Source organism: Aequoribacter sp. (assembly GCF_965659035.1).
GTDB lineage: Bacteria > Pseudomonadota > Gammaproteobacteria > Pseudomonadales > Halieaceae > Aequoribacter.
In genome coordinates, this window is sequence record NZ_CBFHWH010000027.1 from 1 (window position 1) to 24,964 (window position 24,964).

The 24,964-nt window shown below is 51.3% G+C and carries 20 protein-coding genes and 2 tRNA genes; 13 read left to right on the plus strand and 9 right to left on the minus strand.

Going from position 1 to position 24,964, the window contains the following annotated elements:
- Positions 1–1,761 (plus strand): DNA polymerase III subunit alpha (dnaE, locus tag ACTF5Z_RS06050; protein WP_438984890.1); only part of this gene is annotated, 1,761 nt, incomplete at its 5' end.
- 44 nt (positions 1,762–1,805) lie between these two features.
- On the opposite strand, the gene ACTF5Z_RS06055 is transcribed toward dnaE, so the two are convergent.
- From ACTF5Z_RS06055 to ACTF5Z_RS06075, 5 genes are all read right to left on the minus strand, one after another.
- Positions 1,806–4,673 (minus strand): EAL domain-containing protein, encoded by a 2,868-nt coding sequence (locus ACTF5Z_RS06055; RefSeq protein WP_438984891.1) that lies wholly within the window; start codon positions 4,671–4,673, stop codon positions 1,806–1,808.
- Positions 4,674–4,898: 225 nt separating this feature from the next.
- Complete coding sequence (locus ACTF5Z_RS06060) at positions 4,899–5,828, minus strand: PAS domain-containing protein (RefSeq protein ID WP_438984892.1); 930 nt, start codon at positions 5,826–5,828, stop codon at positions 4,899–4,901.
- A 2-nt stretch (positions 5,829–5,830) separates the two neighbouring features.
- On the minus strand, positions 5,831–6,946 hold the full coding sequence (ribB, locus tag ACTF5Z_RS06065) for a 3,4-dihydroxy-2-butanone-4-phosphate synthase (protein WP_438984893.1): 1,116 nt from the start codon (positions 6,944–6,946) through the stop codon (positions 5,831–5,833).
- Positions 6,947–6,958: 12 nt separating this feature from the next.
- Entirely contained in the window at positions 6,959–8,143 is a 1,185-nt protein-coding gene (locus ACTF5Z_RS06070) for an acetyl-CoA C-acyltransferase (protein WP_438984894.1), read from the minus strand.
- Positions 8,144–8,225: 82 nt separating this feature from the next.
- Positions 8,226–9,260, minus strand: a complete 1,035-nt coding sequence (locus ACTF5Z_RS06075; protein ID WP_438984895.1) for a GlxA family transcriptional regulator — start codon at positions 9,258–9,260, stop codon at positions 8,226–8,228.
- A 52-nt stretch (positions 9,261–9,312) separates the two neighbouring features.
- Between ACTF5Z_RS06075 and ACTF5Z_RS06080 the strand changes: the two genes are divergently transcribed.
- The 3 genes from ACTF5Z_RS06080 (at position 9,313) to ACTF5Z_RS06090 (ending at position 13,143) form a co-directional block, all read left to right on the plus strand.
- Complete coding sequence (locus ACTF5Z_RS06080) at positions 9,313–11,160, plus strand: beta-ketoacyl synthase (protein ID WP_438984896.1); 1,848 nt, start codon at positions 9,313–9,315, stop codon at positions 11,158–11,160.
- A 67-nt stretch (positions 11,161–11,227) separates the two neighbouring features.
- Positions 11,228–12,157 (plus strand): peptidyl-prolyl cis-trans isomerase, encoded by a 930-nt coding sequence (locus ACTF5Z_RS06085; RefSeq protein ID WP_438984897.1) that lies wholly within the window; start codon positions 11,228–11,230, stop codon positions 12,155–12,157.
- Positions 12,154–13,143, plus strand: a complete 990-nt coding sequence (locus ACTF5Z_RS06090; protein WP_438984898.1) for a HupE/UreJ family protein — start codon at positions 12,154–12,156, stop codon at positions 13,141–13,143. The genes ACTF5Z_RS06085 and ACTF5Z_RS06090 overlap by 4 nt, the downstream gene beginning before the upstream one ends.
- Here the strand turns inward: ACTF5Z_RS06090 and ACTF5Z_RS06095 are convergent.
- Entirely contained in the window at positions 13,140–13,934 is a 795-nt protein-coding gene (locus ACTF5Z_RS06095; RefSeq protein WP_438984899.1) for a hypothetical protein, read from the minus strand. The two genes, ACTF5Z_RS06090 and ACTF5Z_RS06095, sit on opposite strands and share 4 nt — an antisense overlap.
- A gap of 47 nt (positions 13,935–13,981) precedes the next feature.
- On the opposite strand from ACTF5Z_RS06095, the gene ACTF5Z_RS06100 reads away from it, so the two are divergent.
- A complete protein-coding gene (locus ACTF5Z_RS06100) occupies positions 13,982–14,782 on the plus strand; it encodes an alpha/beta fold hydrolase (protein WP_438984900.1) in 801 nt (266 codons plus the stop codon).
- 470 nt (positions 14,783–15,252) lie between these two features.
- Here the strand turns inward: ACTF5Z_RS06100 and queD are convergent, their stop codons facing one another.
- Positions 15,253–15,621, minus strand: a complete 369-nt coding sequence (gene queD / locus ACTF5Z_RS06105; protein ID WP_423848953.1) for a 6-carboxytetrahydropterin synthase QueD — start codon at positions 15,619–15,621, stop codon at positions 15,253–15,255.
- Positions 15,622–15,839: 218 nt separating this feature from the next.
- Between queD and ACTF5Z_RS06110 the strand changes: the two genes are divergently transcribed.
- From ACTF5Z_RS06110 to ACTF5Z_RS06120, 3 genes are all read left to right on the plus strand, one after another.
- Positions 15,840–15,915, plus strand: a tRNA-Val gene (locus ACTF5Z_RS06110).
- 57 nt (positions 15,916–15,972) lie between these two features.
- A tRNA-Asp gene (locus tag ACTF5Z_RS06115) sits at positions 15,973–16,049 on the plus strand.
- Between the two features lie 183 nt (positions 16,050–16,232).
- Positions 16,233–17,885, plus strand: coding sequence for an AMP-binding protein (locus tag ACTF5Z_RS06120; protein WP_438984901.1), 1,653 nt, complete (start codon positions 16,233–16,235; stop codon positions 17,883–17,885).
- A 45-nt stretch (positions 17,886–17,930) separates the two neighbouring features.
- Here ACTF5Z_RS06120 and ACTF5Z_RS06125 read toward each other — a convergent pair whose 3' ends face one another.
- Positions 17,931–18,896, minus strand: coding sequence for an HDOD domain-containing protein (locus tag ACTF5Z_RS06125; RefSeq protein ID WP_438984902.1), 966 nt, complete (start codon positions 18,894–18,896; stop codon positions 17,931–17,933).
- A gap of 384 nt (positions 18,897–19,280) precedes the next feature.
- Between ACTF5Z_RS06125 and ACTF5Z_RS06130 the strand changes: the two genes are divergently transcribed.
- Entirely contained in the window at positions 19,281–19,676 is a 396-nt protein-coding gene (locus ACTF5Z_RS06130; protein ID WP_438984903.1) for an MAPEG family protein, read from the plus strand.
- 42 nt (positions 19,677–19,718) lie between these two features.
- Here the strand turns inward: ACTF5Z_RS06130 and ACTF5Z_RS06135 are convergent, their stop codons facing one another.
- Positions 19,719–20,801: a tartrate dehydrogenase gene (locus ACTF5Z_RS06135; protein WP_438984904.1), complete on the minus strand. Its 1,083-nt coding sequence runs from the start codon at positions 20,799–20,801 to the stop codon at positions 19,719–19,721.
- A 123-nt stretch (positions 20,802–20,924) separates the two neighbouring features.
- Here ACTF5Z_RS06135 and ACTF5Z_RS06140 point away from each other — a divergent pair, with 123 nt between their 5' ends.
- The 4 genes from ACTF5Z_RS06140 to ACTF5Z_RS06155 all read left to right on the plus strand — a co-directional run.
- On the plus strand, positions 20,925–22,103 hold the full coding sequence (locus ACTF5Z_RS06140; protein ID WP_438984905.1) for a M14 family metallopeptidase: 1,179 nt from the start codon (positions 20,925–20,927) through the stop codon (positions 22,101–22,103).
- Complete coding sequence (locus ACTF5Z_RS06145; protein WP_438984906.1) at positions 22,096–23,688, plus strand: N-acyl-D-amino-acid deacylase family protein; 1,593 nt, start codon at positions 22,096–22,098, stop codon at positions 23,686–23,688. The genes ACTF5Z_RS06140 and ACTF5Z_RS06145 overlap by 8 nt, the downstream gene beginning before the upstream one ends.
- A gap of 16 nt (positions 23,689–23,704) precedes the next feature.
- Positions 23,705–24,262 (plus strand): RNA polymerase sigma factor, encoded by a 558-nt coding sequence (locus ACTF5Z_RS06150; RefSeq protein ID WP_438984907.1) that lies wholly within the window; start codon positions 23,705–23,707, stop codon positions 24,260–24,262.
- Positions 24,263–24,532: 270 nt separating this feature from the next.
- Positions 24,533–24,964: TonB-dependent receptor plug domain-containing protein (locus ACTF5Z_RS06155; RefSeq protein ID WP_438984908.1), on the plus strand; the 432-nt coding region annotated here is incomplete at its 3' end.

Genomic DNA, 24,964 nt, shown 5'->3' on the forward strand with positions numbered 1-24,964 from the left:
CGTGTTGCTCGTGGTGAGCAAGCGCTCGATATCAATCAGATACCCTTGGACGACGATGTGGTATTCCAGTTGTTGCAGCAGGCTGACACAACGGCTGTGTTTCAGCTGGAATCTCGAGGTATGAAGGACCTCATCAAGCGTCTGAGACCCGATAATTTCGAGGATATTATCGCGTTAGTGGCTTTGTTTCGACCGGGTCCACTACAGTCGGGCATGGTGGATAACTTTATTAACCGCAAACACGGCCGCGAAGCCATTGCCTACCCCGATGCTCATTACCAACATGAGTCGCTGAAGCCAATTTTGGATCCTACGTATGGCATTATCCTGTATCAGGAACAGGTCATGCAGATTGCCCAGGTGCTGGCGGGTTACACACTGGGTGGAGCCGATATGTTGCGTCGCGCCATGGGGAAAAAGAAGCCCGAAGAAATGGCCAAACAGCGCGAAGTGTTTCAGTCAGGAGCGGCTGAGCGCGGCATAGATCCAGAACTTGCCATCCGAATTTTTGATTTGGTAGAAAAGTTTGCCGGCTATGGCTTCAACAAATCGCATTCTGCGGCCTACGCCTTGGTGTCGTATCAAACCGCATGGCTAAAAGTGCATTACCCGGCCGAGTTCATGGCGGCCGTTATGAGCTCGGAACTTCAAAACACCGATAAGATCGTTATTTTTATTGAAGAATGTCGCGCCATGGGCTTGCCCCTGAAATTACCCGATGTCAATGAAGGTCGCTACGCATTTACCGTGAATGATCTCGGTGAAATTGTGTACGGTTTGGGTGCGATAAAAGGCTTGGGTGAGGGCCCCGTAGAGGCTATTTTGCGCGAGCGAGATGCGAATGGTCCCTTTAGGGATTTATTCGATTTCTGTGCGCGCACTGATCGCCGTCTTTTGAACAAACGTGCCATTGAAGCTTTAGTGCGAGCTGGTGCCTTTGACTCACTGTCAGAACCTCGTTGGGTGCTTATGGCTGCCGTTGACGATGCGGTCAAAGCGGCGGAACAAAAAGCGAGTAATACAGCCTCTGGTATCGATGATCTATTCGGCGAGGTCATGCCCTCAGCGCCTACTGCTGATGGCAACGTCTATGCAGCGTTTAGATCGGCGCGTCCTTGGAGCGGGCGTGAGCGTCTTAGCGGCGAGAAAGATACGCTGGGTTTGTATGTCACGGGTCACCCCATTGACGACTATGAACGCGAGATTCGCCAATTTGTGCCAACTAAAATCGCTGATCTACGGGCTGATGGAAAAAGTAGTCAGCGCATCGTAGGTCTGATAGTTGCGGTTAGAACAATGAAAACGAAGCGTGGCGATACGATGGCGATTGTGACCTTAGATGATCGCTCGGCGCGCATTGAAGCGACAGTTTATGCCGAGGCCTTTCAGGCCTCTCGAGAAGCACTTACCAAAGATACTTTGATTGTGATGGAAGGCGGTGTGGCACATGATGACTACTCTGGTGGTCTGTCTATGCGCGCCAACCGAATTTTGTCGCTGGATGAAGCTAGGGGTGCTTATGCGAGCGAGTTGCGGATAACTTTGAACGGCAAATCAGACTTGGCGTTAGTTGAGCAACTGGCGCAGGTACTCAACCCGTCGATTGGGGGGGCGTGCCCTGTTGTTATAGATTACCAGCGTCACGATGCGTCAAGCGTGATTGTCCTGGGAGAGGCTTATCGGATCCATCCGAGTGATGAACTGTTGTCGGCCCTGGGTCAACTATCGGGGACTGTATCGGTAAAACTGCTGTACCAATAGTGGCTGTGTCATTAGAGCCTAGTGTGGGACGTTTGGTGCGCCCGCTAAGCCAGCACCTTGGGCTCAGGTACGATAATTTGCCACGGATGATTTGGTATTGACGCGAACGCAATAAAATCGCTATCGCTCAAGGGTTTAGAGAAATAGTAACCCTGAACGCGCTCACAACCCATCTCGGCCAGCTGCTCGAGCTCTGCCAGATTTTCGACCCCTTCAGCCACTAAGCCCATATTCAGAGCTTGCCCCATTTGCACAATGGCGTTAACAATTTGGTAGTTCGGGTTGGATTCATTGATGTCGGTAATAAAAGATTGATCGACTTTAATCCAATCGACCGTTAACTTTTGTAGGTAGGCCAGACTGGAATAGCCCGTGCCGAAGTCATCAATCGCAACGCGAACTCCGTGTTGTGATAACTCCCGAATGGTTTTTTGAGTTTTTTCAATATTATCTAAGAAAACCGATTCGGTGATTTCGATAATTAAGCGGTGGGTGTCTGCGCCGTGTGCTCTGGCATAGTTTGTCAGAATAGCAGCGATGTCTTGATAGCGGAACTGTACGCCCGATAAATTCACGGCAATGGTTTGTTTGAGCCCGAGGTCCTGTAGACGCGCTAGGAGTGAAAAAGCCTGATCAAAAATAATTTCGCTGAGTTTTAGGATCAAACCTGAATCTTCAGCGACGCTGATGATGTCGGGAATGGCGACACCCGGTCCGGATGGCCAGCGAAGCAGAGCCTCGGCGCTGACAACGTCGCCTGACCCCAAAGCAACGATGGGTTGGTACATGAGCCTAAACTCGTCATTCTCCAGCGCTTGAGCGACCAAGTCCCTGAGTTGCGCCCTTTGAATTCGGATCTCGTCCATACCCGCATGAAATAACTGGAAGCGGCTGCCAGTTATTTTGTCGCGCTTGGCGCGATACATAGCGGTGTCTGCGGCGCGAAGCAAATCCTCCATCGAAATACCATGCTCAGGATATCTCGCCATGCCAAGACTGAATTGAACGCCGCGATCGCCACTGTCTGTGTAAACGATTTGCCGCGCGTCATTGATCAGTTTGTCGGAGAGTATTTGGAAGTCCTCATCGGAAAGCGCTGGGCTTATTAACATGGCAAATTCATCGCCACCTAATCGAGCAACTAGGCTGTCGTCTGCGGTTATGTGTGCCTGCAGTAACTCGGCAAACTCTGTCAATAAGCGATCACCTGCGACATGCCCGCGTGCATCGTTGATTTGTTTAAAATCGTTGATATCAAGAATCGCCACCGAGAAGGGCTCGGGGCGTTTATTTTTACCGTTAAGCTTTTCTTCAAAACGTTGATTAAACAGCGAGCGGTTAGGCAGCTGGGTGAGCGCATCGAGGTGTGCCATGCGCCAGATTTGGTGTTCTTGCTCGATTCGATCATTCATGTCTAGCAAGGAGCCCACAATGTGCTGATTTCCGGATTGGCCGCTTGTCAGGAGCTGACCATTTAATAAGAACCAGCGATACCCACCGTCCTTTTGTCGCAGTCGACAGTGCATTTCAAGTGGCTTGTCTTTGCTGATGTGTCGCGCGATAGCGCGTTCAAACGCATCGAGTTCCTCTGCGTGTATCAGACTTTTTAAGTCTGCAAGTGTCGACATCGGCTGCTTAGCAAAATCGAGTGCCAATGTGTCTCGGCTTTGACCGATAAACTCTAGGTCCTGCGAACTTAGATTCCAATCCCACACGATCGCGTTGGCCGAGTGTAAGACGACGTCTAGTCGATCCAGTGAGAGTTGCAGCTTAGTCGCCGACGCAGAAATTTCGGTGTTGGCTTGTTTTAGGGCGGTGATGTCCTGCCCAAAGAAAATCACCCCTCGTTGTGTCGGTGATGTTCCTGCCATTGGTGCGACGCTGAAAATGGTTGCTAGAGGCACTGAGCGTCGTTGCGCAATGTTGAGCTCTATGCCCCGCGATTTTCGCCCGGACTGAGCTGCCTCAAAAGCGTATCGGATCTGCTGAGTGTCCGAAACCTGTCCTAGTACATCCAAAAAATTCTGGCCAAAGACCGTATCGGCACCGAGTCCCGTTGCGGCTTCAACCGTTTTATTCCAGAGCGTAATGCTACCCTCTCTGGAGACCGCAAAAATCGGCGCATTCAATGTGTCGATTAATTTGATGGCTTCGTCAATACTGGTCTCAAGGACCGAACGAGTCGCCAGCTCTTGGGCTCTGGCGTTGTCGAATTGTTGATGCAACGCTTGATTTTCTTGTTGGAGTAGATTGCTGACGAGATTAAGGGTTTCCTCGAACTCAAAGGCTAGCGGCGATGAAGACTTTGTCGTCGCCCTCTGCGTGCTGCTGAGCGTCTGAATTTGATGGTTTAACCGATTGCGATGGGTTAATAATAAGCGTCGTATCCACCACCACGCGACTAAAACTGAAATCACACTCACCGTGGCAGCGAGAATAAGGCCTTGCTGAACTCTTAGGTCTTTGCGTTGCAGTTGTTGGCTAATGGCAGCTCGTTTGATTACCACACTCTGGATTAAGGCATCGACATCACCACTCACTGCGTCAACGAGCGATGTGAGTTGATTATTTTGCAGTCTATCGCTCACGTTGACAGGTAATAGACGACTGAGTGAATCTTGAACTTGCACAGCTTCGGGGATACAGCAGAAATCTGCCGTATTGACCAGAAGCTGAATTTTAGTTTGTAGCGCGTTGATATGGTCCTGATAGGCGTCTGGTGAACGTGGTAGCGCCGTCAGCGTTGCCTCAGATTTAATGCTCTGAACGATTGACTCTTGATATCTGAGCTCGTTATTTGTTGATGAAATCAAACTGCGATCGAAATACAGTTTGAAGAGTGTGGCTGCGCTGAGTGCTATGCCGATACAAGCAAGCAGGATGGGTCTGATAATAGCGCGGCTTAAAGTCATTAGAGGGGTAAGTCGAAGACCGGTCGTTAATTAGCAAAGTGTAAATCGATTGTCACCAGAAAGCTAATTTCTGCCGACTGCAAGGTAATGCTTGATAGCCTTGATGACGGCAGGCTCATGTTTGGCCTGCCCTTTGGTGATCCTAAACAAGAGGAGCCCGTTGACCAATGCTTCACCGATCGAGCGCTATCCAGCGATCTTGTCACCCGCTCGATAGACGAGCACTTACGAAATCACCAAGAGATACGCTGTGCTTTGAGTCGATTGCAGTTTGCTGAGGCTCATAGCACAGTGAACATGCAAAGCCTCACCTTTTGCGGTTAACAGTTTCGTTTGGCAGTTGGTGCGGCCGGTACGTTGCAAAGTCTCTGCCCATGTGCTTTCGCGCACTTGATCTTGGGCGGCAAACAGCTGGCCGAGTTTTTTTTGCAGCAGATCTTCAAGCACGTACCCAGTGGCACGTAAAAACGAATCGCTGGCAACGACAATGTTATTATCTTGATCGCACATCAACGTCATAGACGGTATTTTTCTGAATAATTCGTAGTGATCTTTTTCTAGTGTACTTAAGCGGGTTTGTAGTGTTTCCGCGCTCTTCGACAGTGCACGCATTTGCCGAATGAAATGCTCACGGATAACCGCTTCGTGCGAGACCGCAATAACGGCAACATAAACAAACGCACATACTGCGCTAATCCACTGGTGGGTCATCGAGAAATGTGACGTATCGACTATCGCTTGGGTATCTAAATTCGGTGTTAAACCCATCCAATGCAATCCGTAGACTGACGCGATCGACAGCAGGGCGCTAACAGCTAACAAGGGCAGGCCTTGTTTTGGGCCCAGCAGGCTAAGTACTTGGGTGAGTATGATCAACACTAAAATACTGAGCACCACCGCGTTCAATTGGCAGATTAGAGCCACTCCCAAGGTGTGAGCAAAGAGTAGGCTCATCAGACTTACGCGTATTTTTGCCGAGACCTTAAGGAGTCCTATTAGGACAAAACCGACACCAAAAGCGAGCAGGGTATAGCTACACCAATTTCCGGGAGAATAGATAATCTCAATGCCGCCCAAGACCGAGACAAATGCGGCGTTGAGCGGCCTATACTTCTCGCTGAGTTGCTCGAGTAAATAGTGCTCGAACGCGGCCATGCCTATTGATTGGCCTCGACGAATTCCACCACTTCAAGGTTGAATCCTGACAGCGCGTTGTAATGAACTGGGGCGGACATCGCGCGCATTCTGGTCACTCCCAAGTGCTTCAAGATCTGCCCACCAGTACCAATTAGACGATAGTTTTGACGTCCGCTTTCGTCGTAGGATGCTGCCGGTCGCGCGTCTGGGTACAAAATGATATCTTCAATTACCCGCTCTGGAGACGCTTGTTCGTCCAGTAGCACCAAAACGCCTGAGCCTTCATCGGCAATTCTTTGCAAACACTTGCGATAGGACCAGCCTCTGGCATGATCGGGTAACTGTGTGCCGATGAGGTCTCGCAAGGTATTAATGGCTTGTACACGCACAAGCGTTGGTTCGTGAGTGATCGCTCCTTTACGCAAAGCGTAATGCAGCACGTTATCAATAGTGTCTTTAAACACGAAGAGCGTAAAGGCGCCAAATTCTGTTTCGATGTCACGCTGAGCTGATAACTCTATCGAGTGTTCGTGCAGGGCGCGGTACTCTATTAGATCGGCGATGGTGCCCATCTTTAGGCCCCATTTCTCTGCGTATTCCTCGAGTTGAGGACGCCGTGCCATGGTGCCATCTTCGTTCATGATTTCAACGATAACTGCCGCGGGCTCAAAACCGGCCATCCTTGCTAGATCGACTCCAGCCTCGGTATGCCCAGCGCGTCGTAAAACGCCGCCTGGTTTGGCAATGAGCGGAAAGATGTGGCCGGGTTGCACCAAGTCAGATGCCTTGACATCACTTGAACTCGCGACTTTGATCGTATGAGCTCGTTGTACAGCAGAGATTCCGGGGCCAAGTCTCTCCGCGGCGTCGATGGAGACCGTGAAATTCGTTTCGTGCTGTGAACGATTGTTTTTCACCATCAGGGGGATGTTCAAGCGCGCGGCACGCTCGGCTGTCATGGGCATACAAATCAATCCGCAGGCCTCAGACGCGAAAAAATTGATGATTTCGGGAGTCACCGCTTCCGCGGCGATGATTAAATCGCCCTCATTCTCGCGATCTTCATCATCCATTAGGATGACCATCTTACCTTGGCGGATATCTTCGATGATTTCCGGAATGCTGCTTGTGGGCACGTTAGTCTCCGATTACGCAATCATCTCGATTGCAAATGCTGTTGCTTCACCACCACCAATACACAGTGCTGCGACTCCGCGTTGCTTGCCTTGATTTTTTAGTGCGTGCATGAGAGTCACGATAATGCGTGATCCGGTAGAGCCGATGGGGTGTCCTTGGGCGCATGCACCGCCATGTACGTTTACTTTGTCGTGGGGTAGTTCCATTTCACGCATCGCAAGCATAGTGACCATGGCGAAAGCCTCGTTGATCTCAAACAAATCGACGTCCTCGGGACGCCAATTGATCTTGGTAAACAATTTGCTGAGAGCACCTATCGGCGCGAGGGTAAATTCCGATGGGTGTTGCGAGTGACGAGCGTGTCCAACGACTCGCGCCAATGGCTTCAAGCCAAGTTCTTGAGCCTTTGATTCGGTCATCAGTAGCAGGGCGGATGCGCCATCTGAAATCGAACTCGAATTGGCGGCGGTGATTGTGCCATCTTTCGCAAACGCTGGGCGCAGGCTTGGAATTTTATCGACTTTGGCTTTGTGGGGCTGTTCGTCATCGCTGACTAGCACATCGCCTGCGCGACTGGAAACGGTGACAGGCGCCATTTCGTCAACCAGTGAACCGTTGTCAATTGCGTTTTTTGCGCGCGTTAGGGACTCGATTGCGAAGGCATCCATTGCTTCTCGGGTGATGCCGTAGGCATCGGCCGTGGCTTGGGCAAAGGTCCCCATGGCTCGGCCTTCGTAGGCGTCTTCAAGACCGTCGAGGAACATGTGATCAAAAATTTGTTTGTGGCCCATGCGTAGGCCTGAGCGAGCACCCGGCATGACATAGGGTGCGTTTGTCATGCTTTCCATGCCACCGGCCATGGCAATCGAGTTAGTGCCGGAGGCGATGGAATCAACCGCAAAAATTGTCGCTTGCATGCCCGAGCCGCACAGTTTGTTCAAAGTCACGGCACCCGCTGAGTCGGGGATACCCGCACCACGTGCGGCTTGCCGAGCGGGACCTTGCTTGAGACCCGCAGGTAAAACGCAGCCCATGAAAACTTCTTCAATGAGACTCGGGTCAATACCGCTGCGGTCTAATACTTTGCGTATCGCAGTGCTTGCAAGTTCTGGGGCTGTAACAGTCGATAAGGCGCCGCTCAAGCCGCCCATAGGCGTGCGTGCGCCGTCAACGATGACAATATTTTCTCGAGTCATAATAAATGCCTGTCTAGATGTAATCACAAGAGCCCGCCATTTAGCCACAGACCGGCAAGTGACTCAATGTTATCACTGAATTTTACAGCGTATGCGTGAATAGCTTTCCTCGCGATGCCTGGCGGTAGCGAGAGGGCGTAAGATGACACATGCCTTTAAACCAGCGGCTGAATTGAGCGGGGTCACTGAACCCCAAGCGCCAGGATAAATCACCGAGCGGGGCATTGGAATTTTTGAGCAAACTTTTCGCTTCTTCCAAGCGCCGCCTTTTGTGATATCCCGCTGGTGTTGTTCCGGTCGCGAGTTTGAATCGTCGGTTTAAATTGCGAACGCTAATCCGCATGTCGGCGGCCAGTTGATTTACCGTGATATCTTGGCGTGATCGCGCATCGAGCCAGATTTGGGCTTCTAAAATTAATTCGTCGTGATGTGCTGTTCCGCTTTGATCTTGATAAGCCGCAGCTTCGAATTTACGTCGAATTTCGGGGGAAAACTGTTGTTCCACCGCCTGAGCAACTCTAATGCCCAATTTTTGCTCTATGAGGTGCACCATAAGGTCGGCAATTGAGTTGACGCTGCCAACGCAGAACAAATTTTGGCTTTGAGTAATTAGGTGACCACGTTTTAGATGGACTTTGGGGTAGTTAGCTTGGAATAAATCTAAGTATGCCCAATGGGTTGTTGCTGGTCGCGCATTCAATAAACCCATGTCAGCGAGCAGGAAACTGGCTGTGCCAACACTGCAAACTACGGACTGTTCGGTTAGGGCACGCCGTATTAGCGGAGCAAGTCGCTGACTATGCTGTTTAAGCTTTAGAGGGTTGCGCCACTGGGCCGGTAGGATCCAGATATCGGATTTCGGTGCTGTCTCGAGACAGTAATCGGGGGTGATGGTGATGCCACCACTGAGGGTGATTGGTTGTGCATCGAAGCCCACGGTGCAGGTTCGAACCTGCAGTTCTGATGATCGAGTTAAGCCCTGCTGTACTTGTCCTGCCGCCATCCATATTTCGAGCGGTAGTGTGAAACTTGACGCCAGGCTTTGCGGCGTGAGCAGGGCTGATACGGTTATCATGACGTTTTTTGATAAAATTTTGGCTAATTTCGCATAAATCATGGCGATGAACAAGCCTTAGAATGCGCTATCTTTTGCGTTAAGGTGTTATTCCATGGCGAGACGAGCGCTACCCGTGATTGTGGGTTTTGGTGGTATTAGTGCAGCAGGGCGAAGCTCGGGCTTTCAATCTTATATGAGTATGGTGCGCTCTGAGCTTAGCGCCGCCGATCGTGACAAAAACCTTCAGGCGATGGCGACCTTAATGGGGATGAGTACACCCAACGAAGGTGCCATTGACGCAGGTACGATGATACGCGGTATTACTCGAGAGTATTTTGATCCTGCCGCGCTATCATGGAATGCGCCCGTTCGCATTGATGCTCAAGCGGGTGAGTCGAGCTTCTGGATCCACGCAAAGCGACTGCCAAACCCTCTTCCCGCGCAGTGGCATGTGGTAGCAGAAATCGACGATAAAGTTCAAGTCACGTTGGTCGGGGAGCAAAGCTTGCTCGTACCAGCAACACGTGAATTCCCAGTCAAGACCGCCGGTATGTTGCCCGACGGTTTCGATCCATCGAGTTTGTACGCGTCAAGAAGTCATCCCAAGGGCTTACAAATGTCACTCTTCGCTGCCTCCGATGCGCTGGCTTACTCGGGTTTAGATTGGCCTACTTTGCAGCGTTTAGTTGGAGCTGACCAAGTCAGTGTGTATGTCGGTAGCGCGATGGGTCAGCTTGACTATGATGGCGGTGGTGGCATGTTGTCAGCCCGCGCGCGTGGTGCTCGTGTGACGTCAAAACATTGCCCCTTGTCACTGGCTGAGATGCCCGCTGACTTTATCAACGCGTATGTGCTGGGGCATATGGGGCGGACAGGTGCAACCCTCGGCGCGTGTGCCTCATTTTTATACAATTTGCGCACGGGTATCGAGGATATCCAGTCGGGGCGTGCTCAGATTGCTTTTGTCGGTGGTGCAGATGCGCCGATTGTTCCCGAGGTCATGGATGGCTACGCCGCGATGGGGGCGCTTGCGACTGCAGACGCCATGGCCGCAATTGATGGAATTGATATCGATCAGCTAGACTTGCGCTCCATCTGCCGGCCCTTTGGCGACAACTGTGGTTTTACTATCGGCGAATCAGCACAAGTCATCATGTTGATGTCGGATGAACTGGCCTTGCGTTCTGGTGCGCAAATTTTTGGCGCTACGCCCTTAGTTGAGGTGTGTGCCGATGGATTCAAGAAGAGTATCTCGGGTCCGGGGGCGGGTAATTATCTGACTGTTGCAAAGATGTTGGCCAGTGCTAAAGGTTTGCTGGGAGAAGAATCCGTGCGGCACCGCGGCATGGTGCAAGCCCATGGCACGAGCACACCGCAAAATCGCGTTACTGAGGGGATGATACTGAGTCGCGTGGCCAAGGCTTTTGGTGTCCAGCAATGGCCCGTGGCAGCCATCAAAACCTACCTAGGGCACTCTTTGGGCGCGGCATCGGCTGATCAGTTGGTGGCGGCCCTGGGCGTTTGGCAACACGGGGTCATTCCGGGCATTAAACACACAAAAACTGTCGCAGATGACGTGGAAACCGAAGGCCTTGAGTTTGTGTTAAAACACAAAGCCATCGACTCAGGTGCACTAGATTTTGCGGTGCTAAACTCAAAAGGGTTCGGCGGCAATAACGCTTCAGCCTTAGTGCTTAGCCCCGAGTACGCCAATAAGTTCATGCGTGCTCACGTCACGAAAGGCGCATGGCTCGATTACCAAGCTCGTCGCGAGCAGGTTCAGGCGAAGGCACTCGCATACGATGACGCCATGTCTCAAGTCTTGCAGCCGACACGATACTTGTTCGATAACGATGTGGTCGGCGACGCTCGAGTGCATGTGTCAGAGAGCTCTGTCGCAATCGACGGTTTTGGCATGATCCCGTTAACCCCGAGTCTTAACGACTACATCTGCGAGTAAGAGTTGCGCTGGTGTGAGTGAACTCGTAAGCTCCCCAATCGGATAAATTGGGTGGGGAATCGTACGCGTGATACAAAAATTATTGCAGTCCAGGGCGTTGGGGTTTTTGGTCCTAGGGGCGATTTTTTATGCGGCAAGTCAAGTCTTGTTTCCCGAGCCAAAACCGACCATTGGACCTTTGCCTGAGACTCGTGTTAAAGCGCTAGTCGATGAGTGGCAGGCCTTGATGGGGCGCAAGATGACTGACTCTGAGCTCAGAGGCTTGCTGGTGGCTGAGCTTGATCGGGACATACTGTTTGCCAAGGCGCTCGCACTGGAATTACACGTGATCGACCCAGTGATAGCTCAGCGCCTATTGCGGAACGTCGAGTTTTTGGGGCTTTATGCTGAACAGAGTGACGCCGAAAAGATTCAGTCCGCCCTCGCGATGCGCATGCATTTGGGTGACGAGGTGGTCAAGCGCAGATTGATTCAACTGGCAGAGGAATGGTTGCTTTTGCGCAGTCCGCCAAAAAGCCTGAGTGACCAGGACATTCGCGATTATTACACCAATAATCAGGAGCAATTTTGGGCGCCTGAACGCTATACATTTAGCCACGTCTTTTTTCCGCGCGAACGTGAAGCTGACATGCGTCAGCTCGCAGCGAAGTTGGGTACGGAAATCCAGGATTTTGATCAGGCCTTGAACTACGGCGCACCGTTTTTGCCAGGTTATCATTTTACCCGCCAAACCGCTGAGCAGTTGGCGCGTCAGTTTGGCGCAGGGTTCGTCAGTAATTTTCTTGCTTTGCCCCCTCGAGTTGGCGAATGGCAAGCGCCAATTGCATCAACCTTTGGTTGGCATTTGGTTTGGTTACAAGAAGCAGAGGCGGGGAGGACCTTGTCATTAGACGAGGCGCAGAAAGATATCGTAGCAACGCTTCAGCGTGAACGTCGTGACAAGGCACTTAGCGACGCCAAAGCCGTATTGCGACAAGATTATGAGATCATACTATGAGAATGCTATTGGCAATTTTCGCCCTAGTTTTGGTGCCAAATGTGGCGCATGCGCATCGTTTCGCCCCCTCATCTTTGCAGATTTACGAGGGAGAAAACGCACAATATGAAGTCTTATGGAAGACCCCGCTCCAAACGACTTCAAATGTCCCTTTAAGACCTGCGTTGCCTGAAGGATGCGATATTAAGCAGGAAAGCGAGCCGCAAATAGAAGGCACCGGTGTGGTGAAACGTTGGTCGCTGGATTGCTCGTCGCTAGCTCAAGGGCTTATTGGTGCATTAGTCGGTGTGGATGGTCTGGCGCAAAATCAGGCAAGTGCGATCTTGATCTACTCCTATCTAGATGGCAGAAGCTGGCAACAGGTGCTGAACACCGAGGTTGACACTGTCACTATTCCATCAGCGCCGACAGCTGGTGGTGTGTTCGGTAGCTACATCGTTATGGGCGCGGAGCACATCTGGGCGGGACCTGACCACTTGCTTTTTGTGCTCGGCCTAGTGCTGCTAGTTGTTGGGTTTCGATCTTTGCTGGTCACCGTAACTTCCTTTACCGTGGGGCACAGCGTCACCTTGGCGATGGTGACGCTTGGTGTGTTTGATTACCCCGTTGCCTTGGTCGAATTCTTGATTGCGCTGAGTATACTTGTACTGGCGCTGGAGGTTAATGCAGCCAAGCCTGGGTGGTTTGCTCGTTTCCCTTGGGCTGTTGCCCTGGGATTTGGTTTGCTACACGGCATGGGATTTGCCGGCGCGCTGGGTGAAGTCGGTCTGCCCCAAGGACAGGTCCCTTTGGCCTTGCTGTCCTTCAACATCGGAATCGAGCTCGGCCAAATTGCGTTTATTTTGCTCGTGCTGGCGACAGGCTTTTTGGTGCGGCGATACTTGACGGCTTGGCGGACTCGCTTGGAGCCCATCGCGATCTACACGATGGGCGGTGTTGCCGCGATGTGGTGCTACGAACGCGGCTTTTCGGTTCTGGGGTTTTAAGGCTGCGAACCCGGCCAGTTTTGCATCGGTACCCACGGGTGTAGTGCAAGGTCTATGCCTTCGGCAATGTACTTGTCGCTCTCCAAAAGATTGCGACGACGCTCAAAGCGCGTTCCAGAGCGAGCATCGATGGCATCAATCGCGTCGATACCGCCTCTGCCTAAGAAAATGCGTTCTAGGTTGCGATCGAACATTACGATTTGCAAACTGACAACCGACGCGAGTTGATTCCAATCAAAGCCGGCGGGAATACTGGTGCCCGGTCCTTGCAAACTCGGCTTGCGGCTCACGCCATCCCAGCGCGCCTCATGGTTCATGCCGTTGTTGAACGCTGTTTGATGCTCGATTAAATCAGTGAATATAAAGGCATCTACACTGGATTTGCTTACCAGCTGATCCTTGATCGAGTTCATAATCAGAACAAAGGTCTTCATATTGACCCGTCCGGTGGTCGGGTCAAACGGGTCGCCGAACGCCCGAATCGCGGTATTCCATTCTTGGGTGAATAAGCGTTGCGGAAGGACTTTATAGCCGGCTTCTTTTAAACGCTGTGAGAGTTTAGCGTCGATGCGGGCTTCGTGCCGCTCTAGGTAGGAGCGTGATGGGCCGCTAATGTTGACGTGCGTGATAATCACGTTTTTAACCTCGGCAGCATCTACGACGGCTTTATCGTACTGGGAGTTGAAGGTGGTAGGGTTGTAGCTCGGCCCTGAGCTACAGGCGATAAGCCAAGTCGCGCACACCCCCAGTGTAAGAGTTTTAATGCAGCGTAACGTTGTCGTCAGATTCATAGTAGACTTCTTAGTGTGTAAAACCCGAGACTTTAGCAAAAAAAACTATGGCTGTTGAATCTTCTTCCCAAAATTGTCTGTTGGCTGATGTTCGCGGTTCGGGCCCGCCCTTGGTGATACTCCACGGTTTGTTCGCAAGCGGGTCAAATATGCGGGCAGTGGCAAATGATTTAGCGCAATCGTACACCGTTTACAGCGTCGATCTGCCTTCGCACGGGAAGTCTCAAAGGGTTAAGGCCGATTCTGTTGAGGCCATGGCTCGGTCTGTGAAGGCTTTTTTGCACGATAATTTAATTGCTGAGCCTGTCGTCATCGGGCATTCCCTGGGCGGAAAGGTGGCCATGAGCGCCGTTTTATCCGGGCTGCAAAGTAGGGCGCTGGTAGTGCTAGATATTGCTCCGGTGGCTTATGCTCCCTCGCATCAAGCAGTGTTTAGGGCCATAGAACAGGTGGCCGAAACGGCATTAATGTCACGACAGGCAGTCCGTGATTGTTTGGCCAAAACGCTGACGGACAAGATGACCATCGATTTTTTAACCACTCAGCTGCACAAGGGTGTCGATGGCCGCTTTGGGTGGAAGTTCGATTGGCAAGCCTTGCGAGACAATTATGGTGCTTTATTAGCGGCGCCCGCAGCCAGCGACGTCAGCGAAACACCGAGTCTGTTTATCGCTGGAGAGCTCTCCAGCTATATTGATAGAGAGGGGCGAGCCGCAATTAAATCGCTGTTCTCAAACAGTCGTGTTGTGACCTTGAAGGGAACCGGGCATTGGCCTCATGCCCAGAAGTTTGAAGAACTGATGGGAGTGCTGCATTATTTTTTAAGACCTTTCGGATTCGACCGCTAGGGGTTTTATGTGAATTGCAGCTTTAGCCGCAGCAGAAAATTTGGGGTGCAGAAAGCCCAATTTTTCGTCTTATGTCAAGGCAGTTCTGCGTTTAATTCCCATCTTTTTTTTCCACAGAATCTGTGGATAAGTTGGTGGGTAATTTGTTTAATCGGGCCTCCAGCTCAGTGATCTTAAGATCCTACTTAAATTGCTTATTTTTTGTACAATACTTAAAAAGCAATTAAAAACAATAGCTTATGACAACTACCTAGAGTGTTTGGTTGGGTTTATTCGCTAACATGACGTTTTTGTGACCCTGTCGAGGAATTGTGTATAAAAAACTTGACTTGCTACTTTTGGTAACCCTCGGTAACGCTAGGAGATCCTAGCGCGACGCAATCAGTAGGAGTGCACAAAAAAAACACGTTTGCATAGTGGCAGCACGCAGTTTGCGCGAAGCCGACAGGTTAAACCACGCGGTTAATCCGCTAGTCGGCTGCGTTCGGGCCCATGTAAAGACAGCCGGACGTACAGGTCTCTTTGAGCTCGATTGAATACAATTGAGGCAAGCTCGGTGAGAGTTTTTCCCACAGCCATTCACACAGCCGCTCGCTGGTGGGGTTTTCTAACCCAGGAATGTCGTTTAGGTAGTAGTGGTCAAGTTGGTCAATGATGGGGTTTACGACCTTTTTCAGATCGCCAAAGTCCATGATCCAATTCATCGGGGGTGGGGCGTCTCCCGCTACCGTGATTCTAAGTTGAAAGGAATGACCATGCAGACGCGCGCACTTGTGACCTTCTGGCACGTTTGGAAGCCGGTGCGCTGCTTCAAAGTGGAAGTCTTTATAGATTTGCATAGGGTTTGATCTCGACTCGATTATCATTCGCTAAGTGTACCCATTAGAGATCGGAGATACGATATACACCTGGCTGAAACTTGGATTCTTTAGTCGCGATACATAGAAGTCGCCAGGCATTTTTGGGCTGCATGAGTCGAGTGGAAAAAACTTAAAAAAAACTGAGATTGTGCGTTGACACTAAAATGTAACTCTCTATAATGCGCCTTCTCGGCTAGGGGTGGTTAGCTCAGCTGGGAGAGCATCTGCCTTACAAGCAGAGGGTCGGCGGTTCGATCCCGTCACCACCCACCAATTTCTTCATGAAATTGGATCCGAAAAAACAACCGTTGCGTTTAGCAGCGTCTACCTGGAGCGGTAGTTCAGTTGGTTAGAATACCGGCCTGTCACGCCGGGGGTCGCGGGTTCGAGTCCCGTCCGCTCCGCCATTTTTCAGTCTTTTCGCTAAACGCCTGCAGTCGCTGCTATAAGTGCCCCGCCACAGATTCTGCTACTCTCGCATGCGCCATTGAAATTGCCCCGCAAGCCGTCTAGTCTTGACCTACTCATTGATCGTTGCTTTGGTACTCTATAAAGCGGTCGTAAGCGGTAAACAACAATAAGAGGTCACAATGAAGTCAGGAAGCGTTTGGAACTTAGCCAATGTGTGGGAGGTTGTCGCAGACGCTATCCCGTCTGAGCCCGCCATTATTAGCGATACGCTTAATTTAAGCTGGCAAGAATACGATCAAGCCGCTGCGCGTATGGCGCAAACGTTTGTCGATGCCGGTTTAGAGCCCGGTTCGAAAGTTGCCATTTACTCGTATAACCGAGCCGAGTACCTGATTGCTCAGTTTGGTGCCTTGAAGGCACGTTTGTGTCCCGTTAATGTGAATTACCGCTATTTGGAGACCGAGCTTGCGTACATCATTGACAACAGCGATGCCGAAGCGGTGGTCTATGAGTCTGCCTTTGCCGCGCGACTTGAAGCGATTTTAGGCGACATCCCTGCGGTTAAAGTGTTTGTTGAGATTGATCCTCCAGGCACACCAGTGCTGCCCAACGCGATAAGCTTTGAGCAGGCGACGTCGGGTTCAGTAATGCCACGCATTGAGCGTGACGCCAGCGATATTTACATGCTTTACACCGGTGGTACAACGGGTAATCCGAAGGGGGTTATGTACGAGCAGGGCGGCTTTGCCAAGGTGCTCGCGACTATGGCCTGCGCCTTCAGGGCGTTGCCTCCGCCCGAGACGCCCGCCGATTTGGCCGCCAGTATCAAGGCGTTTGCTGAGCAGGGAGCGCTATCGCGGAGCTTACCTGCTTGCCCCTTGATGCATGGTACGGGCATGTGGATCGGTGTGTTTATCCCGCACTCATTAGGCGCTGCAGCGGTGCTGTACTACAACCAGACATTTGACGCGACAGACCTCATGCGTTTAGTGGAGCGCGAGCGTGTACAGGAATTGGTCATTGTCGGTGATGCCTTCGCCAAGCCAATTGTTGATGCCCTGGATAAGGCCGATGCGGAAGGCTCGCCCATGGAACTGAGTTCGGTTCGTTTGATTGGCTCGTCTGGAGTGATGTTTTCGGCTGCAGTAAAACAGGGCTTGTTGCGCCATATGGATGCCAATATCGTCGATAGCATGGGTGCTAGCGAGGGTAGTTTTGCCACCAGTATTACGAATCGTGAAAACGTTAACGATTACAAAACCGCTAAGTTCGAACTGTCGCCTTTTGCCAAGGTCATTAAAGAAGATGGTACTCCGGTAACTCCGGGTTCTGGCGAGATGGGGTTGGTTTGCAGTGCCGCTCTGGTACCGGTCGGCTATTACAAAGACCCTGTTAAGAGTGCGGCGACCTTTAAAGAGTTTGATGGCGTGCGCTACTCGGTACCGGGTGACTACGCGACGGTCGAAGCTGATGGAACAATTACGCTGATTGGTCGCGGTTCCATCTGTATCAACAGTGGTGGCGAGAAGATTTATCCCGAAGAGGTCGAAGAGGCTATGAAAGCCCATGTCGCAATCTATGACTGCCTTGTTGTGGGAGTCCCAGATGACAAGTTCGGGCAAGCTGTTACCGCGGTGTACTCGGCACCAGCAGGCGCGCAGGATGCGGCTGACCTTAAAGCTCACGTACGAGGTCTCATTGCCGATTATAAAGCGCCCAGGCATTACGTCTGGGTGGAGACCGTCCCGCGAGCTGTGAACGGTAAAGCCGATTACAAGACGGCGAAAAAGTTTGCTCTGCAGGCCTTAGGAATCGAAGAGGCGACAGCTTAAGTTGGTGACTTGGTCTGCCGCAAATGCGGCGGGCCCAGTTTCTTGCTAACCTAGGGTGTTGATCAGACGATTTGCTTTACGCTTAAACCCTGCGTCCTTGAACAACTCTCTCAGACGTGACAGATTCCCAGCATCTACGTATTGACGCCACCAAAAGAGGTCGCAGTTGTTGCTGTCGTCTATCCCAAAATCATCAATATCATCAATTTTGCGGTACGCGATTGCATCGCCAATGCGGCACGCGGTGTAGATAATCAGTTTTTGTTGCAGAGTTTCTATGGGCAGAGGGTAGTCTCGCGGAGCGGTGGTCAGTAACAAACCTGATGATGCAATAGAGTGCGCAAGCTCGGGTGGCAAGCCCCAGTGCTTGGCAAGTGCGCCACCGACAATAAAACTGTTGAAACCAAACTTTTCTTGCTGCTGTTTGGCTCGGTTTAGTAGCGTGCCGTTGTCCTCGAAATTCCCCAGAGCGTCATTGGTCGTAGTCGCTAGCGCCACGTCGCCTAAATTAGCGAGCAGCGCGCTAGTAGCAACCACGGATAATCGTGGTAGCGCAAATTCTTGTCCTATCATTTGCGCAAAGGCGCCGGAATAGCGAGCCGCCTTCCAAATCCTGTCCAGGCTTGCCTGTTGTTGCGGGGTCCCAGTTGGCGAACGCTCAGAAAAGGCGGCTTGCGTGACCAGTCCTTTTACAGCTGTAACACCTAGATACGTAATCGCGTGCTGCACACTGGTGATGGGCGAGGACAGGCCAAACGCAGCCGAGTTGACGGTTCTTAGTACTGCCGCTGTGAGCCCTGCGTCAAGTACAACAGTTTCTTTTAGCTCTTCCGGTGTATCTAAGCCGCCGATCAGCTGTGTCTGAATGGGGTGAGGGGGCGGCATGGCTTCATAAATCGCTTGTATGGTTTGGCGTTCTTTAAGCTCGATGTTATCGATCGTAAACAGCGTAAAGTCTTGTAGCTGGGGGGGGGGCTTGCGGTGCTGGCTCGGGGGTGTTTTGAGCTTCACGACCGCCTACCTCGAAGACACCGCTGGAGACTCGACTCGAGGCAATAGGTCGTGCTTGCTTTCGTTTAGCATTCGCTTTTGCGCGTGCTGCTGACTCTCGTGAAGTTCGCGATACGATGAGATAGACTAACAGGGCGATTAAAATAAGAACCAGTGCCAAGGCGCCGACTAACATGAACCTGGATCCCCCGAGCATAAGCGAGCACATATGAATTGATAGGCATACTACTAAATGTTATTTAATAAATGCCTAGGCGTGAGTGTAGTCTAACAGAAACCTTGATGAGTTGAATGATGGTGTGTGAGCGGTCTGCCCGACGCTTGCTTTTTTAGCAGATATAGTTGCACTCTATACAATCTAACGAAAATAACAGGGCTAAAACTATGTTCATGTATCCGTTAAGTGGTCTGGTGACCTTATTGTGCTTGTTCGTGTTGTTCTGGGTAACTGCGATGGTCGGTGTCGCCCGTGGGAAGCATGGGGTAAAAGTTCCTGAAATGACGGGCCCAGAGCCCTTCGCGTGGGCAGTACGAGTGCACCTAAATACGATTGAAGGTTTGATTTTATTCTTACCAGCGCTGTGGCTGTTTGCCTTGACCGTCTCTGATCTGGCAGCTGCCAGCGTTGGTGTGTTTTACCCCATAGGTCGAGTGCTATACGCCTTGGGATACTATAAAGAGCCCAGTAAACGTGAACTCGGGTTCAGTATCGGTCTATTAGCGACCGTGATTTGTCTGCTGGGTAGTGCCTACGGGTTGTTCCTGACCTTGACTGCCTAAAAGACAGGGTTGGTCTAGGCGGCATAGCACACTTTAGCGGCTTCATTCGAGGTAGCCGATGAGTACTCGAGTTAGCTCCTGGGTCGATGCATTGCCGCCTAAGTCTTTCGTGAGCGTATTGCCTGCAAGGGTAGTTTGGATGGCTCGCATAATGCTCGCAGCCCCTTGATGATGGGGTTCGGTAGTGTTGCGGCTGTATTCAAGCAGCATGGCTGCAGACCAAATGGCTCCGATAGGGTTGGCGATATTTTGGCCTGCGATGTCGGGCGCCGAACCATGAACAGGCTCGAAAAGTGAGGGAAAAGTGCCTTCCGGATTCAGGTTTGCTGAGGGTGCGATACCTAAGGTGCCAGCACAAGCTGGACCTAAATCCGACAAAATGTCGCCAAATAAATTGGGGCCGATGACGACGTCTAGCCGCTCGGGTGCGAGCACGAAACGTGCGCACAGCGCATCGATGTGCTGCGTCTCCATCGATACTTCTGGGTAGTCCATTGCCAGCGTTTTGGCGCGTTCGTCCCACCAGGGCATGCTGACAGCGAGACCGTTGGATTTAGTTGCTACGGTAAGATGTTTGCGCTCGGTTTGTTGTGCTAGGCGCAGCGCATAATGAAGTACCCGGTCAGAGCCATAGCGAGTGTGAACGCTTTGTTGCAGTACAAGTTCGCGCTCTGTACCCGCAAACATGACGCCGCCAATGTCGGTGTATTCGCCCTCGGTATTCTCGCGGACAATCCAAAAGTCGATGTCTTTACTGGATCTATTGGCGAGCGGGCAACGCACCCCGTCAAATAACTTCACCGGTCGTAAATTGACGTATTGGTCGAACTCGCGGCGTATCTTCAGTAGCGACCCCCACAGTGAGATATGGTCTGGCACGATCTCTGGCCAGCCAACAGCGCCCAAGAATATGGCATCGTAATCTTGTAAATCTTGTTTCCAATCTTCGGGCATCATCGAACCCGTCTTGGCGTAGTAGTCGCAGCCTCCCCATGGTTTGAAGTCGATTGAGAGCTCGAAATTGTAGAGTTTAGCCGCGGCTTCTAGGACCTCGACTCCGGCGGGAATGACCTCTTTTCCGATTCCATCCCCTTCAATAACCGCGATCGAGAGAGCTTGAGACATTGTTAAATCCTTGTTGGGCGCAATCTTATTAAACGTTTGACGACTTCTTTCCCACTAGTCCTGTGCTGCTTGTACTATTGGCTATCTGAGTTTATAACGTCTGTACATAAAAAGGGGATGCTCATGGTTTCACGTTTAGCAATATTGGCGCTGACAGCGCTATTAGGGCCGACCTTAGCGTTTGCTGATGCTTTGTGCGAATTTAAAGGCTTTAGTATTTTTACTGATTTTGAAGGTGGAGCTGCCGCAACGTGTGAGAAGGCAGGTGAAGCGGCTGTGCGCTTGACCATAAAACCTGAAAATACCCCGATCAATAATAGCCCGTGGTACGCGTTTAAAGTGGAATCTGCCCATTTGGATCGCGTAGATATTAAGTTGGAGTACCAGGACGGAACGCATCGCTATACACCAAAATTGAGTTCGGATGGTTTTAAATGGGTTGAGTATCCAGTGGATCGATTGATTGTAGCTGACGATAAATCGTACGTCGCCTTTTCGGTGCCGATTAAGGACGGCATGACCTGGGTCGCTGCACAGCCCTTACTTGGGATAGATGCTTACCGAAAATGGTGGGATACTCTGACAAGCAGCGCAACCCCAGAATATTCTGTTATCGGGAAAAGTCTTGAGGGACGAGACTTGTCGCGCTTGCTGGCTCTTGATGAGCAAACTGAGTTGCTGGTTGTTCTAGGGCGTCAGCATCCACCAGAAACAACAGGCGCGATTGCTATGATGGCGTTCGTGAATCGTTTGTTCGCGGGTGATGAGCTCTCTCAAAAATTTTTAAACCGAGTGGGTGTCGTGATCTATCCCTTCATTAATAGAGATGGGGTGCAGCACGGCCACTGGCGCCACAACCTTGGTGGTAAAGATTTAAATCGCGATTGGGGGCCTTTTGAGCAACCAGAGTCCATGCAGGTCAACCAAGATATTGCTCGCTTGGTGACCGCCAAAAATTTGAAACTAGGTTATATGCTCGATTTTCACTCGACTTGGTACGATGTGTTTTATACGCAGAGAGACAGTGACTATACCTTGCGTCCAGAGATGACTCGTGCCTGGCTCGACGCCTTTGAGCTGTCGATGCGAGAAGTTGAGTCCGACTTTGAACTCAATCGCAAAAGCTCTCATAACCCCGACAGTCCAACCTCAAAGTCTTATTTTTTTGAGGAGTACAAAATCCCTGCAACCACCTACGAAATTGGAGATGAGGCCCCCATATCGCGTATTCAAGAGTATGCTCGGCGGTCAGCAGAAAGCTTTATGCAGGCGTGGCTCAGTGAGGAATCTTGGTATGAATAAGCGTGTACGACGACTCTTCTTTAATGCTCTAGCGCTGGGCCTGACGACGTTGCCGTTGAGTTCAGCGTTCGCTGAAACACTGGATTGGTTGCTAGTGAATGGTCGCGTTATTGACGGTAGTGGTGGTCCCGAGCAGAACGTCGCGGTGGCCTCTATTGATGGCCGCTTGCGTCTGTTTGGCGCAGACCAAGACCTGCCGGAAGCAAGACGTATCATTGATGCCAGCGGGCTTGTGGTTGCGCCAGGATTTGTTGATCCTCATACGCACGCTCGCGCTGACTTGCTGAGCGATGACAAGAACCATGTTCTTAATTATTTAACTCAAGGGGTAACGACGCTCGCCATTGGGAACGATGGCGACGGCACGCCCAATATAGATTTGCGCTTCGAACGACTCGCTGCTAACCGAACTGGAACACACGTGATTCAGTTTGTTGGGCATGGGGCCTTGCGGCGAGCCGTAATGGGTAATGAGAATCGCGAGGCTACAGAATCCGAGCTGCAAGCAATGGAGGCAATGTTGGCGTCTGCCTTTGCAAAGGGGGCTGCGGGGTTGTCGCTGGGGCTTTTTTACACTCCAGGTAATTACGCGCCAACCTCCGAGGTTGCGCAACTTTGTCGAATTGCAGCTACATGGAACAGGATTTGTGAGGCGCACATTCGTTCTGAAAGTTCTCGCGGATTGGGTGTTTTTGCTGCGATAGAAGAGATGATCGAGATTGGGCGCCAGTCGGGTGCGTCAATGCATATTGCTCATATCAAGGTGTTGGGCCGAGATGTCTGGGGGGGCAGTGCTCGAGTCATAGAGCTCATTGAGAGCGCTCAGAAAGAAGGTATTAAGATCACGGCGGATCAATACCCTTGGGTAGCCTCATCCACGCAACTGAAAAATGCGATTTTGTCGGCCGAATGGCTGGCGGGCTCACGCTCTCAGTGGCGAACCCGTTTGCTTGACGCCCAAAACACCGAAGCTGTGCTGGCAGATTTAGAGCAAGGTATCGCGCGTCGAGGGGGCGGCCAAACGCTCATGCTGGTGGCAACGGACAACCCTCAGATTGAGGGGTTAAGATTGAGCGAGGTCGCTCAACAATGGGATATGACAGAAGCCCAGACCGCACTTAAATTGTTGCAAGAATCGCCCCCAAGAGTGGTGTCGTTCAATATGTCGGAGTCCGATATTGCCAATTTCATGAGTCGGCCTTGGGTTGCAACGTCGTCGGATGGCACCGATGGGCATCCTCGCAAGTACGCGAGTTTTCCGCGCAAATATAATCAGTATGTCGTTAAACAACGCGTGCTCTCGCTCCCCCAGTTTGTTCAACGCAGTGCGGCGCTACCAGCTCAGATTTTGGGTTTGAGCGATCGAGGACTGTTGGCAGATGGGATGGTGAGTGATGTGGTGGTCTTTGATCCTGACGAGTATCGCGATGCTGCTACCTTTCAAGCTTGGAATACATTAACCCCCGGAGTTCAGTGGCTGTTTCTTGCGGGTGAACCTGTCATTGAGGCGGGGCGTTACCGTGGGGCTCGAGCGGGGCAAAATTTGGCTTTGCCTTCAGTCTCTGCTACGGTTAAAGCACAATAATTTAACAGGCAGTGTGATGACCCCTCATCATGAAGAGCTAGAACGACACTTCGAGCAAGTGGTAACAGAACATAGCGGCTCGCTGATGCGCGCTTTGCTTAGGATGTTACCGCACGCGGAAGCTGAGGAGGTGGTTCAAGAAGCGAGCTTAAAGGTCTGGTCCTGTCTGTATAGCCTGGAAAAAGACGCTCAGAAGCCCTACTGGTTTCGCACAGCACGTAACATTGCGATTAGCCGATTACGTCATGAGAAGGTGCATCGAGAGGCCGTTCACCTGTTAGAACCCCTTGAGCGAATGCGGTCAGTGGTGGACGAGGCAGAGAGTCACGAGACGAAGCAGTTCGAAGTCTTATTGCTCGAAGCGATTAACGAGTTGCCTCCTGTGTGTCGAAACGTGTTTGTTTTTCGCAAAATCGAGGGATACTCGCAGAAAGAGATTGCCGAAAAACTGGGTGTGAGTGTCAATACGGTAGAAAATCATATTTCTAACGGGATGCGATTTTGTCGACAATTCATCACTAGGCGTCTCGTTGCGCCAAGCGCCAACAGCCAGCAAGTCAAACGGTTAGGTTAGCCTCTTCATAGCTCTGTTAGGTCATAGCGTAACATGACTTACTTGGCATTCGTTGCCGATGCTAAGACGCCATTCGTTGTCTCACTTTTTTACTAACGTATGTGATTTGTGCGCGGTTCGGTTTCCGCGCTCGACCGTAATGTCCTTGGTTTTCGGCAGCCCAAACCCTAAAAAAGCTTTCTTCTCAAATTTGTTTAGTGGTTTTTTTGTATCTGCGCGTTGTTCTAGTAGGAGTGTCACGCTCCAATACAACAACAATGGAGAAGCAGCATGAAAAATAAGATGGCTTTAGCAGTTAATCAGGCCTTGCATCGCTGGGTGCTGCCCGCGGCAGGTGGCGCTGTGCTGGCGATTGCGCCTTTTTACGCGTCTGCGCAAGACGATGAGGGGCAGGGGCAACAGGCATTAGAAGAAATTGTAGTGGTTGGATCTCAAATTAAAGGTGCCAGTATTACCGAGGCGCTGGCGGTGACGGTGGTCAGCGCAGATGATATCGAAGTCATGGGTGTCGATTCAGGCGATGAACTACTGCAGTTGATCCCTGAGAATGGACAGAACTTTTTTAATGAGGCGGAGAATATTTCAGGTGGCGTTAACTCTGCCCGTGGTGATGTTGGCGCCTTTAACCTTCGTAACCTAGGCACCGGTAACACCTTAGTCTTGTTGAATGGTCGTCGTTTAGTGAACTCGGCGAGTTATCAG